This window comes from Streptomyces sp. NBC_00490 (assembly GCF_036013645.1).
GTDB classification, from domain to species: Bacteria; Actinomycetota; Actinomycetes; order Streptomycetales; family Streptomycetaceae; genus Streptomyces; species Streptomyces canus_F.
Map to the genome: position 1 here is coordinate 1,595,356 of NZ_CP107869.1, position 14,177 is coordinate 1,609,532.

General features: G+C 73.1%; 13 protein-coding genes. 9 read left to right on the top strand and 4 right to left on the bottom strand.

The window, feature by feature from the left end:
• Window positions 1-69: 69 nt before the first annotated feature.
• A complete protein-coding gene (locus OG381_RS07215) occupies window positions 70-657 on the top strand; it encodes an Rv1733c family protein (RefSeq protein ID WP_327715272.1) in 588 nt (195 codons plus the stop codon).
• Window positions 658-688: 31 nt separating this feature from the next.
• On the opposite strand, the gene OG381_RS07220 is transcribed toward OG381_RS07215, so the two are convergent.
• Entirely contained in the window at window positions 689-2,047 is a 1,359-nt protein-coding gene (locus OG381_RS07220; RefSeq protein ID WP_327715273.1) for an 8-oxoguanine deaminase, read from the bottom strand.
• Between the two features lie 100 nt (window positions 2,048-2,147).
• Between OG381_RS07220 and OG381_RS07225 the strand changes: the two genes are divergently transcribed.
• The 3 genes from OG381_RS07225 (at window position 2,148) to OG381_RS07235 (ending at window position 5,259) form a co-directional block, all read left to right on the top strand.
• On the top strand, window positions 2,148-3,116 hold the full coding sequence (locus OG381_RS07225) for an acetylxylan esterase (RefSeq protein WP_327715274.1): 969 nt from the start codon (window positions 2,148-2,150) through the stop codon (window positions 3,114-3,116).
• Between the two features lie 99 nt (window positions 3,117-3,215).
• On the top strand, window positions 3,216-4,382 hold the full coding sequence (locus OG381_RS07230) for a serine hydrolase domain-containing protein (protein WP_327715275.1): 1,167 nt from the start codon (window positions 3,216-3,218) through the stop codon (window positions 4,380-4,382).
• Between the two features lie 121 nt (window positions 4,383-4,503).
• The gene (locus tag OG381_RS07235; RefSeq protein WP_327715276.1) at window positions 4,504-5,259 is read left to right on the top strand and encodes a GntR family transcriptional regulator; all 756 of its coding nucleotides are present in this window, start codon (window positions 4,504-4,506) and stop codon (window positions 5,257-5,259) included.
• On the opposite strand, the gene OG381_RS07240 is transcribed toward OG381_RS07235, so the two are convergent.
• Together OG381_RS07240 and OG381_RS07245 are read right to left on the bottom strand one after the other, a co-directional pair.
• Complete coding sequence (locus OG381_RS07240) at window positions 5,195-6,127, bottom strand: sensor histidine kinase (RefSeq protein ID WP_327715277.1); 933 nt, start codon at window positions 6,125-6,127, stop codon at window positions 5,195-5,197. The genes OG381_RS07235 and OG381_RS07240 overlap by 65 nt on opposite strands.
• Window positions 6,124-7,005, bottom strand: coding sequence for an MEDS domain-containing protein (locus tag OG381_RS07245; RefSeq protein ID WP_327715278.1), 882 nt, complete (start codon window positions 7,003-7,005; stop codon window positions 6,124-6,126). The genes OG381_RS07240 and OG381_RS07245 overlap by 4 nt, the downstream gene beginning before the upstream one ends.
• Before the next feature lie 107 nt (window positions 7,006-7,112).
• On the opposite strand from OG381_RS07245, the gene OG381_RS07250 reads away from it, so the two are divergent.
• Window positions 7,113-9,188, top strand: a complete 2,076-nt coding sequence (locus tag OG381_RS07250) for an ATP-binding protein (protein ID WP_327715279.1) — start codon at window positions 7,113-7,115, stop codon at window positions 9,186-9,188.
• 87 nt (window positions 9,189-9,275) lie between these two features.
• Here OG381_RS07250 and OG381_RS07255 read toward each other — a convergent pair whose 3' ends face one another.
• The gene (locus tag OG381_RS07255; protein ID WP_327715280.1) at window positions 9,276-10,001 is read right to left on the bottom strand and encodes a class I SAM-dependent methyltransferase; all 726 of its coding nucleotides are present in this window, start codon (window positions 9,999-10,001) and stop codon (window positions 9,276-9,278) included.
• A gap of 97 nt (window positions 10,002-10,098) precedes the next feature.
• Between OG381_RS07255 and OG381_RS07260 the strand changes: the two genes are divergently transcribed.
• The 4 genes from OG381_RS07260 to OG381_RS07275 all read left to right on the top strand — a co-directional run bounded on the left by OG381_RS07260 (window position 10,099) and on the right by OG381_RS07275 (window position 14,057).
• Window positions 10,099-10,500 carry a nuclear transport factor 2 family protein gene (locus OG381_RS07260; protein WP_327715281.1) on the top strand — a complete coding sequence of 134 codons (402 nt, stop codon included), beginning with the start codon at window positions 10,099-10,101 and terminating at the stop codon, window positions 10,498-10,500.
• Between the two features lie 88 nt (window positions 10,501-10,588).
• A complete protein-coding gene (locus tag OG381_RS07265; protein ID WP_327715282.1) occupies window positions 10,589-11,416 on the top strand; it encodes a class I SAM-dependent methyltransferase in 828 nt (275 codons plus the stop codon).
• A 242-nt stretch (window positions 11,417-11,658) separates the two neighbouring features.
• Entirely contained in the window at window positions 11,659-12,798 is a 1,140-nt protein-coding gene (gene rho, locus OG381_RS07270) for a transcription termination factor Rho (protein WP_327715283.1), read from the top strand.
• Window positions 12,799-12,881: 83 nt separating this feature from the next.
• Window positions 12,882-14,057: a D-alanyl-D-alanine carboxypeptidase family protein gene (locus tag OG381_RS07275; protein ID WP_327715284.1), complete on the top strand. Its 1,176-nt coding sequence runs from the start codon at window positions 12,882-12,884 to the stop codon at window positions 14,055-14,057.
• The last annotated feature ends 120 nt before the right edge of the window (window positions 14,058-14,177 follow it).

Genomic DNA, 14,177 nt, shown 5'->3' on the forward strand with positions numbered 1-14,177 from the left:
GCAGCGGGGCTGTGAGCGGGTACTGGGTCTGTGCGGGCACTCGCAGGCGTACGCGGTGCGGAGGTCGACATGCGAACCCGGGTGCGCGGCTGGCGGTGGCGGCACAATCCGCTGCGGCGCCGGTCGGACGTGGTCGAGGCGTGGACGGCGCTGCTCTTCGCCGTGCTGCTGCTCGTGGCCGCGCCGCTCGCCGGGGTGGTGGCGGCCGGGTGGGCCCGTTCCGAGGCGCAGCAGACGGCGGCCTCCCAGCGTGCCGAGCGGCACAGCGTGCGGGCCGAGGTGGTCGGCGTGGATCCCGGGTCGCCGCCGACGTTGCAGGGCGCCCGGCAGCACACGTATCTCACGACGGTCCGCTGGACGGAACCGGACGGGAACGAGCGGACCGCCACGGCGCGGGTCCCGGGCGGCACACGCGACGGTGACGTGGTCGAGGTGTGGTTCGACTCCCGGGGCCGTAACGTCAAGCCGCCCCCGGACGGCTTCTCCGTCTGGCAGTACACCCTCACCATGGGCGCCTGCGCCGCGGGCGGCTCGGCCGCTCTGATTCTCCTGGGCCGTGCCGCCGTACGGCATGTGGCCACACGGCACCGGCTGGCGGAGTGGGAGGAGGAGTGGGCGCGCACCGAGCCGGAGTGGTCGCGGTGGCGGTGGGCGTGAACCGCCCCCGCGAGCGGCCGACCCTCCCGCCTCAGCCCGTCCCCTGCGTCCGCCGGGCGATCCGCCCGTGGTCCCGCAACGCCCCCGCCAGCCCCGGCAGCACGGGTTCCCCGCGGTCGACGAGGACCCGCCCGCCGACCATCGTCGTCCACGCCCGGGCCGGTCCGCAGCGCAGCCAGGCCTCCACCGGGTCGCTGAGCGCGCCCGCGAGGGCGACCTCGTGGAGGTCCCAGACGACGAGGTCGGCGCAGGCGCCGGGGCGCAGCTGGCCGATCTCCTCGTCGCGGCCGAGGCAGCGGGCCGAGCCGTGGGTGGCCATGTCGAGGGCGTCCCGCGCGGTCATCGCACCGGGGCCGCCGCGGTAGCGGCCGAGCAGCAGGGCGTTCCGCGTCTCCATCCAGAGGGAGGCGTGGTCCGTGGAGGCCGAGCCGTCGCAGCCGATGCCGACGGGCAGGCCGAGTTCGCCCATCTCCCGCACCCGGGCCGTGCCGCCGCCGATCAGCATGTTGGAGCTGGGGCAGTGCGCCACGCCGACGCCCGCGGCCGCGAGGCGGCGCATTTCGTCGTCGTTCGGGTGGATGCAGTGGGCGACCCAGGTCCGGTCGCTCATCCAGCCGCAGTCCTCGAAGTACTCCACGGGCCGGCAGCCGTAGGTCTCCAGGCAGTACGTGTCCTCGTCGTGGTCCTCGGCCAGGTGGGTGTGGAGGCGTACGTCGTGGCGCTCGGCGAGTTCGGCCGTGGCCGTCATGACGTCCTTGGTGACCGAGAACGGCGAGCAGGGGGCGAGCGCGACGCGGATCAGGGCGCCCGGTGCCGGGTCGTGGTGGGCCCTGATCAGCCGCTCGCTGTCGGCGAGCACCTCGTCCGTGCTCTGGGTGACGCTCCTCGGCGGCAGTCCCCCGTCCTCGACGGACCGGGTCATCGAGCCGCGCGTCGCGTGGAAGCGGAAGCCGATGTCGCGGGCGGCACTGATCTCGGCGTCCACCAGGCGTGGCCGCGGGTGGACGTAGAGATGGTCCGAGGAGGTCGTGCAGCCGCCCATGAGCAGTTCGGCCATGCCCACGTAGGCCGAGACGTACGCGGCCTCCTCGTCGAGGGCGGCCCACAGCGGGTAGAGCGTGGTCAGCCAGTCGAAGAGGGTGCCGTTCACGGCGGGCGCGTAGGAGCGGGTGAGGTTCTGGTAGAGGTGGTGGTGCGTGTTGACCAGACCCGGGGTGACGAGCCGTCCCGCCGCGGAGAGCGTGGTCGAGGCCCCGGGTTCGCTTCCGGGGGCGCCCACGGCGGTGACCCGACCATTGGTGACGGCCACCCAGCCGCCGGGGATCTCCCGATCCCCGTCCACGACCAGCAGTCCGGCGTCCTTGACCAGCAGATCAACGGCTGACGTCATGGCGTCATCGTAGACAGGTACCTGACCGAAGGCCTGGCGAGTCGTCGGACCTCACACGTACGGTGTGATCATCACTGGCCCTCTTCAAAGGCGGTCCTGCATGGCCCTGTTCGACCTCCCCCTCGACGAGCTCCACGAGTACCGCAGCGCGTCCGTCGAGCCCGAGGACTTCGACGCGTTCTGGACCAAGACCCTCCGGGAGGCCCGCGAGCACGACCTGGACGCCCGTTTCGAACTCGTCGACACCGGTCTGACCACGGTCGAGGTGTACGACGTGACGTTCGCGGGGTTCGGCGGGCACCCGGTGAAGGGCTGGCTGACACTGCCCGCCGGGGCCACCGAACCGCTCCCGCTGATCGTGGAGTTCATCGGGTACGGAGGCGGGCGCGGGCTGCCGCACGAGCATCTGCTGTGGGCGTCCACGGGCCGGGCGCACTTCGTGATGGACACCCGCGGCCAGGGCAGCGCGTGGGGCGGGGGCGGCGGCACGGCGGATCCCATAGGCGGGGCGCCCGCGTACCCCGGTTTCATGACGCGTGGCATCGACGCACCCGAGAACTACTACTACCGCCGGGTGTTCACGGACGGGGTGCGCGCCGTCGAGGCGGCCCGTTCGCATCCCGCGACCGACGCCTCCCGCACGGTCGTGCACGGCACGAGCCAGGGCGGCGGCATCACGATCGCCGTGGGCGGTCTGGTCCCGGACCTGGTCGCCGTCGCGCCGGACGTGCCGTTCCTGTGCGACTTCCCCCGCGCGGCGAAGTTGACGGACCGTCACCCGTACCGCGAGATCGGCCTGTTCCTCAAGACCCACCGCGGCCGCACCGAGGACGCGCTGCGCACCCTGTCCTACTTCGACGGTGTCCACTTCGCCGCCCGCGGCCGTGCCCCGGCCCTCTTCTCCACGGCCCTGGAGGATCAGACCTGCCCGCCCTCGACGGTCTTCGCCGCGTTCAACTCCTGGGCGCACGACGACAAGGAGATCGAGGTCTACGACTTCAACGACCACGAGGGCGGCGGCCCCTACCAGCAGGCCGTCAAGCTGCACTGGCTGCGCTCGCGCGTCTGAGGAACCGGGTCTTCCCTCCAGTCCGACCAGTCGGTACGTTCATCGGGCCCGGACCGCAGTGTCGCGGTCCGGGCTTTCGGCGGACGACGGAGGCCAGCCATGTCCGAGCACGGAGCCCGCGTTCAGGGGCACTGCGACGAGCGTTTCGCGGCGGTGCGTGTCGCGTTCGAGGAGAACTTCCGGGAGCGGGGCGAGCTCGGGGCGGCGGTGGCCGTCACGGTCGGCGGGCGGACCGTGGTGGATCTGTGGGGCGGTTGGGCGGACGCCGCGCGCACCCGGGCGTGGGAACGGGACACGCTGGTCAATGTGTGGTCGACCTCGAAGGGGCCGGTGGCCCTGTGCGCACACATCCTCGCCGACCGTGGGCTGCTGGACCTCGACGCGCCGGTGGCCGTGTACTGGCCCGAGTTCGCCGCGGCGGGCAAGGAGAAGGTGCTCGTACGGCATCTGCTGTCGCACCGGGCCGGGCTGTCCGGACCGCGGGAGCCGCACTCGCTGGAGCAGCTCTACGACTGGGAGTTCACGACGCGGCGGCTCGCGGGGACGCAGCCCTGGTGGGAGCCGGGCTCGCGGTCCGGGTACCACGCACTGACGTACGGCTTCCTGGTCGGCGAGGTGGTGCGGCGGGTGTCGGGGCTGCTTCCGGGGGCCTTCCTGGAGCGGGAGGTGACCGGGCCGCTCGGCATCGACTTCACCGTGGGGCTGCCGGAGAGGGAGTACGGGCGCGCGGCCGAGCTGGTCCATCCGCCGGCCGCGTCGAGCAGTGAACAGGCCGCGATCTTCAGCCAGTTGACGCCCCTCGCGCTGGCCGCGCTGGCCAACCCGTTGGCGGGTGCGACCGAGGCGAACACACCCGGGTGGCGGGCCGCCGAGATCCCCGCCGCCAACGGCCACGGGACCGCCCGTGCCGTGTCCCAGCTGTACGGCGTCTTCGCGGGGCGGGGGACGTACGACGGCCGCCGCGTCCTGTCGCCGGAGGCCGCCGAGCGGGTGCGCGAGGGGCAGGGCAGCTGCCGGGACCTGGTGCTGGGCGCCGGTTTCGAGAGCGAGACCGAGATCGGCCTGGGACTGTGGCTCAGCGGGGCGAACGCGTCGTACGGACCCAATCCGCGGGCCTTCGGGCACGACGGATTCGGCGGTTCCTGCGGGCTGGCCGACCCCGAGGCGGAGGTGTCCCTCGGTTACGTCATGAACCGGATGGGGCCCCATATCGCCGACGATCCGCGGAAGATGGCGCTGATCGAGGCCCTCTACGGGGCCCTGTGACGGGTGGGCCGGTTTCGGTCGATCCCACGGGCCGCCCTTCCCTTGTGGTTTAGACCAATGCTAGATCTGGTGGCGCAATGAGCCCGCACGGCTACGGCACGTCACCGACAGGAGGCGCGGCATGGCCCGCACCACCACCCCGCACGAGGACCAGCCCCTGTACTGGAGGATCGCCACACAGTTGCTCGACGAGCTGCGCGACGGCACCGTCCCACCCGGTGAACGGCTGCCGGGCGAGCGGAAGCTGGCCGAGCACTTCGGGGTCAGCAGGGAGACCGTCCGGCAGGCGCTCCAGGTGCTGCGCCGCGACGGCCTGGTCGCCACCGACCGGCGGGGCAGCCATGCCGCCCTTCCCGCGACACCGGTCGAGGCTCCGTCCACACTGGCCTTTCCGGTCGGCGCCGACAGCGCGGGCCCGGGTGCGGCCGACCGGGCGACCGTCACCTGGGAGACTCCCCCGCCGGAACACGCCGCGGCGCTGGGGCTCGCCCCGCACCGGCCGACCCTGGTGCACCGCTACGAGTCGGGCCGGCGTACGGCCCTGACCTCCTTCTCCGCCGTGGCGCTCGCCGAGGTCGAGGAGCTGGCCCGGTATCGCGGGCGGGCCGACGGCAACGCCTCGGCGCAGCTGCGGCGGGCCTACGACTGGATGCGCAAGGCGGGCCTTACCCTGCACCACCGCGACTCCATCACCCCGCTCGCCGACACCCCCTCGGTCCGGGTCACCCGCCGCGTCCACGACCAGTACGCCCGGCCCCTGGAGATCACCGACCTCGTACTGGACGCCCGGCAGGAGGCACTGGTCTACGAGTTCACGCTACCGGCCGACGGAAGTACAGCCGCACCGCGGAACCGGACGGGTCCAGATCCGCGCTGACCAGGTCCGTCAACTGCCGTACGAGCCACATCCCGTGGCCGCCCGGGGCGCGCGGCTCGGGCGGCAGATGGCCGGGAAAGGGCGGCCGCGGCGCCGAGGAGTGCGCTCCCTCGTCCCGGATCTCGCAGATGACGTACTCGGGGTCGCTGCGCAGCCGTACGACGCCCCGTCCGCCGCCGTGGCGCAGGGCGTTGACGACGCTCTCGTGCACCGCCGCCACCAGGTCGTACGTCCGCTGCTCCGGCAGGCCGACGCGACGGGCGTACGCGGCGAGGCCCCGGCGTACGGCGGCCGAGCCACCGCGGGCGAAGGGGAGGTCGTCCGGGCCCGCGGGCAGACGGGCGGGCCGCAGCGCGTCGCACTCCGCACCGAAGTCGGCGGGGTCGGTGAAGTCGGCTGCTGCGTCGGTGAGTTCGGGGTGGGTGCGGGCCGCGGTGCGGACGATGTCGGAGGGCAGCGTGCGGGTGTCGTACGGGCAGAGAATCCAGTGACCCGTACCGGCGAAGGCGACGTTCAGGAGGGACTCGTAGCGCATCCACTCCCGGGTCTCGAAGGCGTCGCGGCCCGCCCAGACGGGTTCGCCGACGACGCGCACCCGTCGGCCGGTGCCCTGGCGGTCGCAGTAGGCGTGGTAGCGACCCAGGGTGCGGGACGGGTAGTCGTACCAGTCGTGGGCGTCAACGAACTCGACCCCGCGGGAACGGTCGCCGAGCGTTTCGACGAGCAGCGTGATGTTGTGCGGGCTCACCACCGCGAGGACGGCGTCGCCGGCGTCGAGGCCCTCGGTGACGAAGCCCGCCGTGTCCGCGAGGAATTCGGTGTCCGAGCCGTAGCGCAGGGCCTGATGGACGAAGCGGGTGCGGGTCATGGTGTGTCTCCGTCCGGTTCGAAGCGCAGGCCGGGTACGCGGTCCCAGCCGGTCACCCGCATCACCCGCTGGATGTGCGGGGCGACTCCCGCCAGGACGAGGGTGCCGTCCACGGCGGAGAGGGCGAGAGCGGAGAAGACCAGCAGGCGCAGTGCGCCGACGTCGATGAAGTGCAGTTCGTGCAGGTCGAGCCGGATGCGGGCGCCGCTGGCGGGGCGGGCCCGTTCGGCGTGCAGGGCGCGTGCGACAGCGGTGACGTTGGTGTCGTCCACCTCCCCGGCGAGGGCGAGGCCGGGCGGTGCGAAGGTGCGCGTGATGGTCAGCAGGTCGTCGCGCCACACCTGGTCGGCACCCACCAGGCCGTGGTGGAGCCCGGCGAGCGGGGCCAGTTCGGACTCGTCGAAGACCCGGCTGTCGTACTGGCAGATGCCGAGCACCGGCAGGGCGGCGAACACGGGGTCGAGGAGGAGTTCGCTGTCGTGGAGCGTCTTGAGCCCCTTCCCCGCCTGCGAGCGCAGGATCTCCGTGCACACCCGCAGCCCCAGGAAACCGTCGCCGACCGCGCGGCGCGCCTCGCGGCGGATCATCTCGTCCAGGTCCCACAGCCCCTCGGGGGTGGCGAGATGGGCGTCGACGCACAGCCGGCCGGCGGCGACCTCCTCGTCGACCCGGCAGCCGTGCGCCTCCAGGAACGACAGGGCGACACCCGCGGGCATGTCGGCCGGCGGCAGGAGCAGTCCGCGGTGGCCGCTGGCCAGGCCGTCGAGCAGGAACGCGGCGAGGACGGTCTCACGCTCCTCGTCCGTGTCGTAGCCGAGGAGCAGATGGTCACCGTGGCGCATCTGGCCCACAGCCGTCACAGCGGATGCGGGGATCATCGCGCGCCTCCCTCGACGGGGCGTCACCACTTCCACGCTACGCCGGATTCCGGTTCCCCGTCAGGGGTCTAGGGTGACCTACCGTCGGGTTGCGGTGAGGGGGGACGATGGCGGCCTCTGTGCAGGGCGGCAGGACCGGCAACCTTCCCGCCGAGACGAACGAGTTCATCGGCCGCAAGCTCGAACTGGCCGAAATGGCAGGGCTGTTGGGGGCAGCGCGGCTGGTGACACTGACGGGGCCGGGAGGGGTCGGCAAGTCCCGGCTCGCGCTGCGCGCCGCACACGCCGCGAAGCCGGCCTTCCGTGGCGGGACCTGGCTGGTGGAGCTCTCGGAGCTCAGGAATCCGGACCTGCTCACGAACACCGTGGCGCAGGCGACCCGGCTGACCGAGCAGACCCTGCGGCCACTCCTGGGGGCCCTGTGCGAGCACCTCGCCGGGCCGCCGCTGCTGCTCGTCCTGGACACCTGCGAGCACGTCCTGGCGGAGTGCGCCCGCGTCGTGCGGGAACTCCTTTCCCAGGTACCGGAGTTGCGGGTGCTGGCGACCAGCCGTCAGGCGCTGGGTGTACCGGGTGAGCAACTGCTGGCGGTGGCTCCGCTGCCGCTGGGCGAACGGGACGACGCGGTGGCGCTGTTCGCGGCCCGGGCAGCGGCCGCGGTGCCGTCGTTCGCGCTCACCGAGGCCAACCGGCCCGACGTGGCGGCGGTCTGCGCCCGCCTCGACGGGATGCCGCTGGCCCTGGAGCTCGCCGCCGTACGGCTGCGGGGCCTGCCGCTCGACCGGCTGCTGGAAGGGCTGGGCTCACGTTTCGACCTGCTCGTCTCGTCCGCCCGGTCACAGCCTGCCCGGCACCAGACACTGCGCACGGCCATCGGCTGGAGCCATGAGCTGTGCACACCGCCGGAGCGGCTGCTGTGGGCCCGGCTGTCGGTGTTCGTCGGCGGCTGGGACGTGGAGGCGGCCGAGTTCGTGTGCCACGGCGGGCCGTTGAGTGCCGAGGACGTCCTCGCGCTGCTCGCCTCGCTCAGTGAGAAGTCGATCGTGACCCGGGACGGCGAGGGCGTGGCGGGACGCTACCGGATGCTCGACACCGTCCGCTCGTTCGGCGCCGAGTGGCTGGCCGGGCTCGGCGAGGAAGGGGCGGTCCGGCGCCGCCACCGGGACTACTTCCGGTGGATCGCCCGCCAGGGCGAGGCGGAGTGGCTGGGGCCGGGCCAGCGGATGTGGGCGGAGCGGCTGACCGCGGAGCACGCCAATCTGCGCCTGGCGGTCGAGGAGTGCCTGGCTGCGCCCGAGCCGGAGACCGCGCTCGAACTCACGGGCAGCCTCTGGTACTTCTGGTTCGCCTGCGGGTTCGCGGAGGAGGGCCGAGGCTGTCTGGAGCGGGCGCTGCGGCGTGCCTCCGAGGGCGGCGGGCCCGAACACACCCTCGCCGTGTGGGCACACCGGCTCGTCACGCTCGTACCGGACGACCTGGAGGCCGCCGAGTCGGTGAGCACCGCCTATGTGTGGCTGGCCGAGGAACGCCATCTCCCGGTTCCCGCGCTGCCGTTGACCGGGGCGAGCCTGGCGGTGCGGGGCGAGTCGGCGCGCTCGGCGGTGCTGTACGGGAGCACCCGGCAGGCCCCGGCGGGCGACGGCGGCGCCGAGTTCTTCCAGCTGATGACGCTCGCCCTGCAGGCGTATCTCCTGGCCGGGCAGGCCGCGTTCGAGCGCTGTGCCTCGGTCGCCGGACGGCTGCGCCAGGAATGCGAGAAGCGGGGCGAGCTGTGGATGCGGGCCTGGGGTGACTTCTTCGTCTCGCTCGCCGCGATCGGCCTCGGCCGGCCGGACGAGGCGCTGCGTCCGGCCCGGGAGGCGCTGACCGCGAAGTGGCGGGTGCACGACCGGCTCGGCGCCGCCGCGGTCGCCGACCTGCTGGTCGCCGCGCAGGCCGCCCGGGGCGAGGACGAGCTGGCGGCACGCCTGCTGGGCGTCAGCAGAAGCCTGTGGCGCACGGCGGGGCTGCCGCAGCTGGGCAGACCCGACACCACCGTCTTCCACCGGGAGTACGAGCGCCGGCTGCGCGCCTCCCTGGGCGACGCCCGGTTCGCCGAAGCGCTGCGCGAGGGCGGGGAGCTGGGGCCGGAGGCGGCGATCGGACTGGCGCTGGGCGGAGCCGGCACAGGAGAGGACTCCTAGCCCGGGGAGGCCACCGGTGACGGCCTCCTCACCTGCGGACGAGGGCCGAGCCGACGCGCAGCGGGCCCCGCCCAGCGACTCCGCCCCTCAGTACGGCAGCCGCGCCACGACCATGCGGACGCGCGGGCTTCCGTCGCCCCGGCGGCCGAACTCGGGCAGCGCCACCAGCTCGACGCGAAAACCGGTGCGCTCCAGCTCCCCACGCACCTCCCCCAGCCGGAAGGCCCGGTAGTACATGACGAAAGGCGGTCGCCACACCGCGTTGCGCACCCGCATCGCCGTGTCGAAGCCCAGCAGCATCCAGTAGCCGAGCGATCCGGGCCGGGGCGGCGCGACGACCGGGAAGGCGAACCGGCCGCCCGGCCGCAGTACGGAGCGGACCTGGCCGAACAGTCCCGGCAGCTCCCCCGGCAGGAAGTGCCCGAAGGCCCCGAAGCTGACGACGAGGTCGAAGGCGGGCCGGAAGGGCAGCGCGCGGGCGTCCGCTCGGACCCAGTGGACCCGGGGCCCGGCGGGCCGCTCACGCTCACGGGCGACGTCGAGCATGCCGGCACTGAAGTCCACGCCGGTGACGCTCTCGCGGCAGACCCGCGCGAGCACCTCCACCCCCGCCCCGGTGCCGCAGCACAGGTCGAGCCCGGCGTCGAAGGGCCCGGTCCGCCGCAGCGCCCGCGCGACGGAGTCGAGCACCGAATCCGGGGTCCGGAAGGGCGTGTGGTCGAACTTCGGGGCGAGGAGGTCGTAGCCACGCTCCACGGAGGACAGGGCCTGGACGGCGAGTTCGCGGAGGCTCGGGCCTTCTGGGCTGAACATCGCGTCAGCTTAGGGGAGCGCCCCCATGGACACGCCGCGGGCCGAGGCATACCGTAGGACGCGAATACTCAACTAATTGACTATGGAGTGAGGTCGTATGCGCGCTTTCCGTGAGGCCGTCGAGGCGTGGGACTTCGACGCCGTCGAGGCACTGCTGGCGGAGGACGTCGTCTTCACCAGCCCGGTCGTCTTCAAGCCGTACCCCGGCAAGGCGATCACGGCGGCGATCCTGCGGGGCGTCTCCCGGGTCTTCGAGGACTTCCGCTACGAGCGCGAGCTCACCGGGGCCGACGGCCGCGACCATGCTCTGGTGTTCGCCGCCCGGGTGGGCGACCGCGCCCTGACGGGCTGCGACTTCATCCACGTCAACGAGGACGGCCTGATCGACGAACTCACGGTCATGGTGCGGCCGTTGTCGGGCGCCCAGGCCCTCGCGGAGGCCATGGGCGCCCAGTTCGAGCGGATCGCGAAGGAGGCGGAGGCAAGCTCCGCCTCCTGACGCCACGAGATACGTCAGCGAACCGCCATCGGGGGTCCGATGGCTGGTATGCGGCTCAGGGTGCGGGCCCTTCCGGTTGGATGGCCTCATGAGCACCGACGAGCACGCGCGGTTCATGCGGGCCAACCAGGCCAACTGGGACGCCCGTACCCCCGTCCACCTCGCCAGCCGCTTCTACGGTCTCGACCAGGACCTCGATCCCGCCCGCTGGTTCGCCGGGTTCGAGTGGGACGACCTCGGCGAGCTGGGCGGCCGCGACGTGCTCCACCTCCAGTGCCATCTGGGCACCGAGACGATCGCCTTCGCCCGGCGCGGGGCCCGGGCCACCGGCCTGGACTTCTCGGCGGCGTCGGTGGCGGCCGCGCGGGACATCGCGGCGAAGGCGGGGCTGGACGTCGCGTACGTACAGGCCAATGTCTACGACGCCGTCGAGGCGCTCGGCGGGCGGCGGTTCGACGTCGTGTACACCGGGAAGGGTGCGCTGTGCTACCTACCCGACCTGGAGCGGTGGGCGGGTGTCGTCGCGCAACTGCTGCGCCCGGGCGGGCGGTTGTACCTCGTCGAGTTCCATCCGCTGCTCAACTCGCTGGGACCGAAACCCGCCCCGGGCGAGGGGCCCGAGCTGCTGCTCCGGCACGACTATCTGGGCGGGGGCGACGCCGTGCACCGTGACGCGACGCACACCTACACCGACGGGCCGGCCGTGGCGGACGCCACCGACAGCTACGAGTGGATGCACGGAATAGACGAGGTCATCAACTCGTTGACCGGGGCAGGACTGGCCATTCGGCGGCTCCGGGAGAGCGACGAGCTTCCCTGGCCGCGCTGGCCGCAGATGGTCCGCACCCCGTCCGGCTGGTGGCGTCTTCCCGAGCCGCGGATCCCGCTTCTCTACGGACTCCTCGCCACACGCTGAACCGCCGTGGTACCGTCCCGTTAGCACCTGTGTACGCCCGGTCCTGGGCGCCGGTGCCGATTCACCTTCAGTTCGCCGGTCGTCGTACCGGCTCTCCCCTCACCTCGCAGTCGACGATCGTCGCCGTTTCCGAGGTGCTCTCTCCGCCGCCCGAAGGCCTTCTGTCCGCCTTCCCGAAGTCCGCGGCACTCCCCTGCCTTCCGCATGTCCCATGCCCTGTGTCCTCGAAAGGACCGACCACCATGACCACCACACTCGAACACCCCCCTGTCCAGCAGCTCCCGGTCCGCGCCGCCACCGGCGTCCTCGACATCGACGCGCACGGGAAGGGTCTGCTGCGCGCCGAGAGCATGCTGCCCCTGCCGTCCGACCTCCAGGTCTCCCCCGCGCTGATCCGCAAGTACGGGCTGCGCAAGGGCGACGTCGTCGACGGCGTACGCGGCACCCAGCGCGCCCTCACCGAGGTCGCCCGGGTCAACGGCCGCACCCCCGACGCCCTGCGCGGCCGCCGCCACTTCCGCGACCTGACGCCGCTGCACCCCAGCGAGCGCATCCGCCTCGAACATCCGGCCTCCGGTCTCACCGGCCGGGTCGCCGACCTCATCGCCCCCGTGGGCAAGGGACAGCGCGGTCTGATCGTCGCCCCGCCCAAGACCGGCAAGACGGTCCTCCTCCAGCAGATCGCGGCGGCCGTCGCCGGCAACCACCCCGAGTGCCGGCTGATGGTCGTGCTGCTCGACGAGCGCCCCGAGGAAGTCACCGACATGCGGCGCTCCGTGCGCGGCGAGGTGTACGCCTCCACGTTCGACCGCACGCCCAAGCAGCACATCGCGCTCGCGGACCTCGTGATCGAGCGGGCCAAGCGGCTCGTCGAAAACGGCGAGGACGTCGTGATCCTCCTCGACTCGCTGACCCGGCTGTGCCGGGCGCACAACAACGCGGCCGCCGCCGGTGGCCGCACCCTCAGCGGCGGCGTGGACGCGACCGCGCTCATCGGACCCAAGCGGTTCTTCGGCGCCGCCCGGGCGGCCGAGGAGGGCGGCTCGCTCACCATCCTCGCCACCGCCCTGGTGGAGACCGGCTCCCGTGCCGACGACTTCTTCTTCGAGGAGCTCAAGAGCACCGGCAACATGGAGCTCCGCCTCGACCGCGACCTCGCCTCCCGCCGCGTCTTCCCGGCCGTCGCCATCAACCCCTCCGGCACCCGTCGCGAGGAACTCCTGCTGCCCCCGGCCGAGTTGACCGCCGTACGCGGCCTGCGCCGGGCCCTGCAGACCCGCGACGGCCAGCCCAGCCTGGAAACCCTCCTGGAGCGCATGCGCGAGACCCCGGACAACGCGACGTTCCTGCGCCGCGTCCTGCCGACGCTGCCCAGCGGCTGACGCACTCCCCCGTCCGGGTGCTCGGGCGCCCCGCACGGCCCGGGCAGCGGGGTACAGGGCCGGTCCATTCCTAGGTTTGCGGTATGACTATCGGATCTACCTCCCGGGTTGCCGTGTCGGCCTGCGCCCTGTGCACGGCGGGCCTGCTGGCGCTCGCCCCCCTCTCGGCGGCCGCTCGCACAGGCCCCGGCCCCGATGCGCCCGGCGGCCCGCGGGCCTCGGCCGTGCGGCCCGCACTGCTGTACCGCTCCGGCACACAGGTCCGCCCGCACCGGGACGCGCCCCGGGTGCCGGACGTCTCCGCGCTGTCGTGGGTCGTGGCCGACACGGAGAGCGGGGAGGTGCTCGCCGCGCACGACGCGCATCGCAAGCTGCCGCCCGCCAGCACGCTCAAGACGCTCTTCGCGCTCGCCGTGCTGCCCACCCTGCCCGGTGGCATCCGGCACAGGGTCGGGAACGAGGAGCTGGCGGACGTCGGGGCCGGCAGCAGCCTCGTCGGGGTGCGGGAAGGGCAGACGTACCGGGTCGCCGATCTGTGGCGCGGGGTGTTCCTCAACTCCGGGAACGACGCCGTGCACGTGCTGGCCCGGCTCAGCGGCGGCTGGCGCTTCACGGCCACCCGGATGCAGGCCAAGGCCCGAGCGCTCGGCGCCCTCGACACCCATGTCCGCTCGCCCGACGGCTACGACACACCCGGTCAGGTCTCGTCCGCGTACGACCTCGCCGTGTTCGGGCGAGCGGGCCTGCACAACCCGGACTTCGCCCGGTACTGCGGCACGGTCGAGGCGAAGTTCCCCGGTGGCGGGGGCTGGTCGTACGCCATCCAGAACACCAACCGGCTGCTCACCGGCGCCGACGGTGTGGAGCCCTACGACGGGCTGGTCGGGGTCAAGAACGGCTACACCAGCAACGCGGGCAACACGCTCGTCGCCGCCGCCGAGCGGGGCGGCCGCAGGCTCGTCGTCACCGTGATGAACCCTCAGGCGGGCGGTGGCTTCGCCGTGTACGAGGAGGCGCGCGCGCTGCTCGACTGGGGGTTCGCGGCGGCGGGGCGCGTCGAACCGGTGGGTTCCCTGGACGCGCTGCGGGTCCGGCCGCGGCCGGGGCCCGACCCGGCGCCCGCGACCGCCGCGCTCGTCGTCCCGGACGACGAACCCGGCTGGTCACGGACGGCGGCGATCACGGGCGCCGCCGGGCTAGGTGCGGGCGCCGTCGCCTTCGTCCTTCGGGTCAAGGCCAGGCGAATTCCCAGGAGTTGACCGGTCGGCAGCCACAGCAGCAGACCGAGACCGATCCAGGTGTACATGTCGCCGCCGATGCACAGCACCACGTACGGGGCGCCCGCCAGGCGCGGGTGCCCTGCGCGCCACCAGTTTCGG

What these genes read in the sequence shown, in the direction of transcription:
- OG381_RS07225 (WP_327715274.1), top strand. Translation starts at nt 2,148, where the DNA reads ATGGCCCTGTTCGACCTCCCCCTCGACGAGCTCCACGAGTACCGCAGC.
- OG381_RS07260 (WP_327715281.1), top strand. Translation starts at nt 10,099, where the DNA reads ATGCGCGCTTTCCGTGAGGCCGTCGAGGCGTGGGACTTCGACGCCGTC.
- OG381_RS07265 (WP_327715282.1), top strand. Translation starts at nt 10,589, where the DNA reads ATGAGCACCGACGAGCACGCGCGGTTCATGCGGGCCAACCAGGCCAAC.
- OG381_RS07245 (WP_327715278.1), bottom strand. Translation starts at nt 7,005, where the DNA reads ATGATCCCCGCATCCGCTGTGACGGCTGTGGGCCAGATGCGCCACGGT.
- OG381_RS07220 (WP_327715273.1), bottom strand. Translation starts at nt 2,047, where the DNA reads ATGACGTCAGCCGTTGATCTGCTGGTCAAGGACGCCGGACTGCTGGTC.
- OG381_RS07275 (WP_327715284.1), top strand. Translation starts at nt 12,882, where the DNA reads ATGACTATCGGATCTACCTCCCGGGTTGCCGTGTCGGCCTGCGCCCTG.
- OG381_RS07255 (WP_327715280.1), bottom strand. Translation starts at nt 10,001, where the DNA reads ATGTTCAGCCCAGAAGGCCCGAGCCTCCGCGAACTCGCCGTCCAGGCC.
- OG381_RS07230 (WP_327715275.1), top strand. Translation starts at nt 3,216, where the DNA reads ATGTCCGAGCACGGAGCCCGCGTTCAGGGGCACTGCGACGAGCGTTTC.
- OG381_RS07250 (WP_327715279.1), top strand. Translation starts at nt 7,113, where the DNA reads ATGGCGGCCTCTGTGCAGGGCGGCAGGACCGGCAACCTTCCCGCCGAG.
- OG381_RS07240 (WP_327715277.1), bottom strand. Translation starts at nt 6,127, where the DNA reads ATGACCCGCACCCGCTTCGTCCATCAGGCCCTGCGCTACGGCTCGGAC.
- rho (WP_327715283.1), top strand. Translation starts at nt 11,659, where the DNA reads ATGACCACCACACTCGAACACCCCCCTGTCCAGCAGCTCCCGGTCCGC.
- OG381_RS07235 (WP_327715276.1), top strand. Translation starts at nt 4,504, where the DNA reads ATGGCCCGCACCACCACCCCGCACGAGGACCAGCCCCTGTACTGGAGG.
- OG381_RS07215 (WP_327715272.1), top strand. Translation starts at nt 70, where the DNA reads ATGCGAACCCGGGTGCGCGGCTGGCGGTGGCGGCACAATCCGCTGCGG.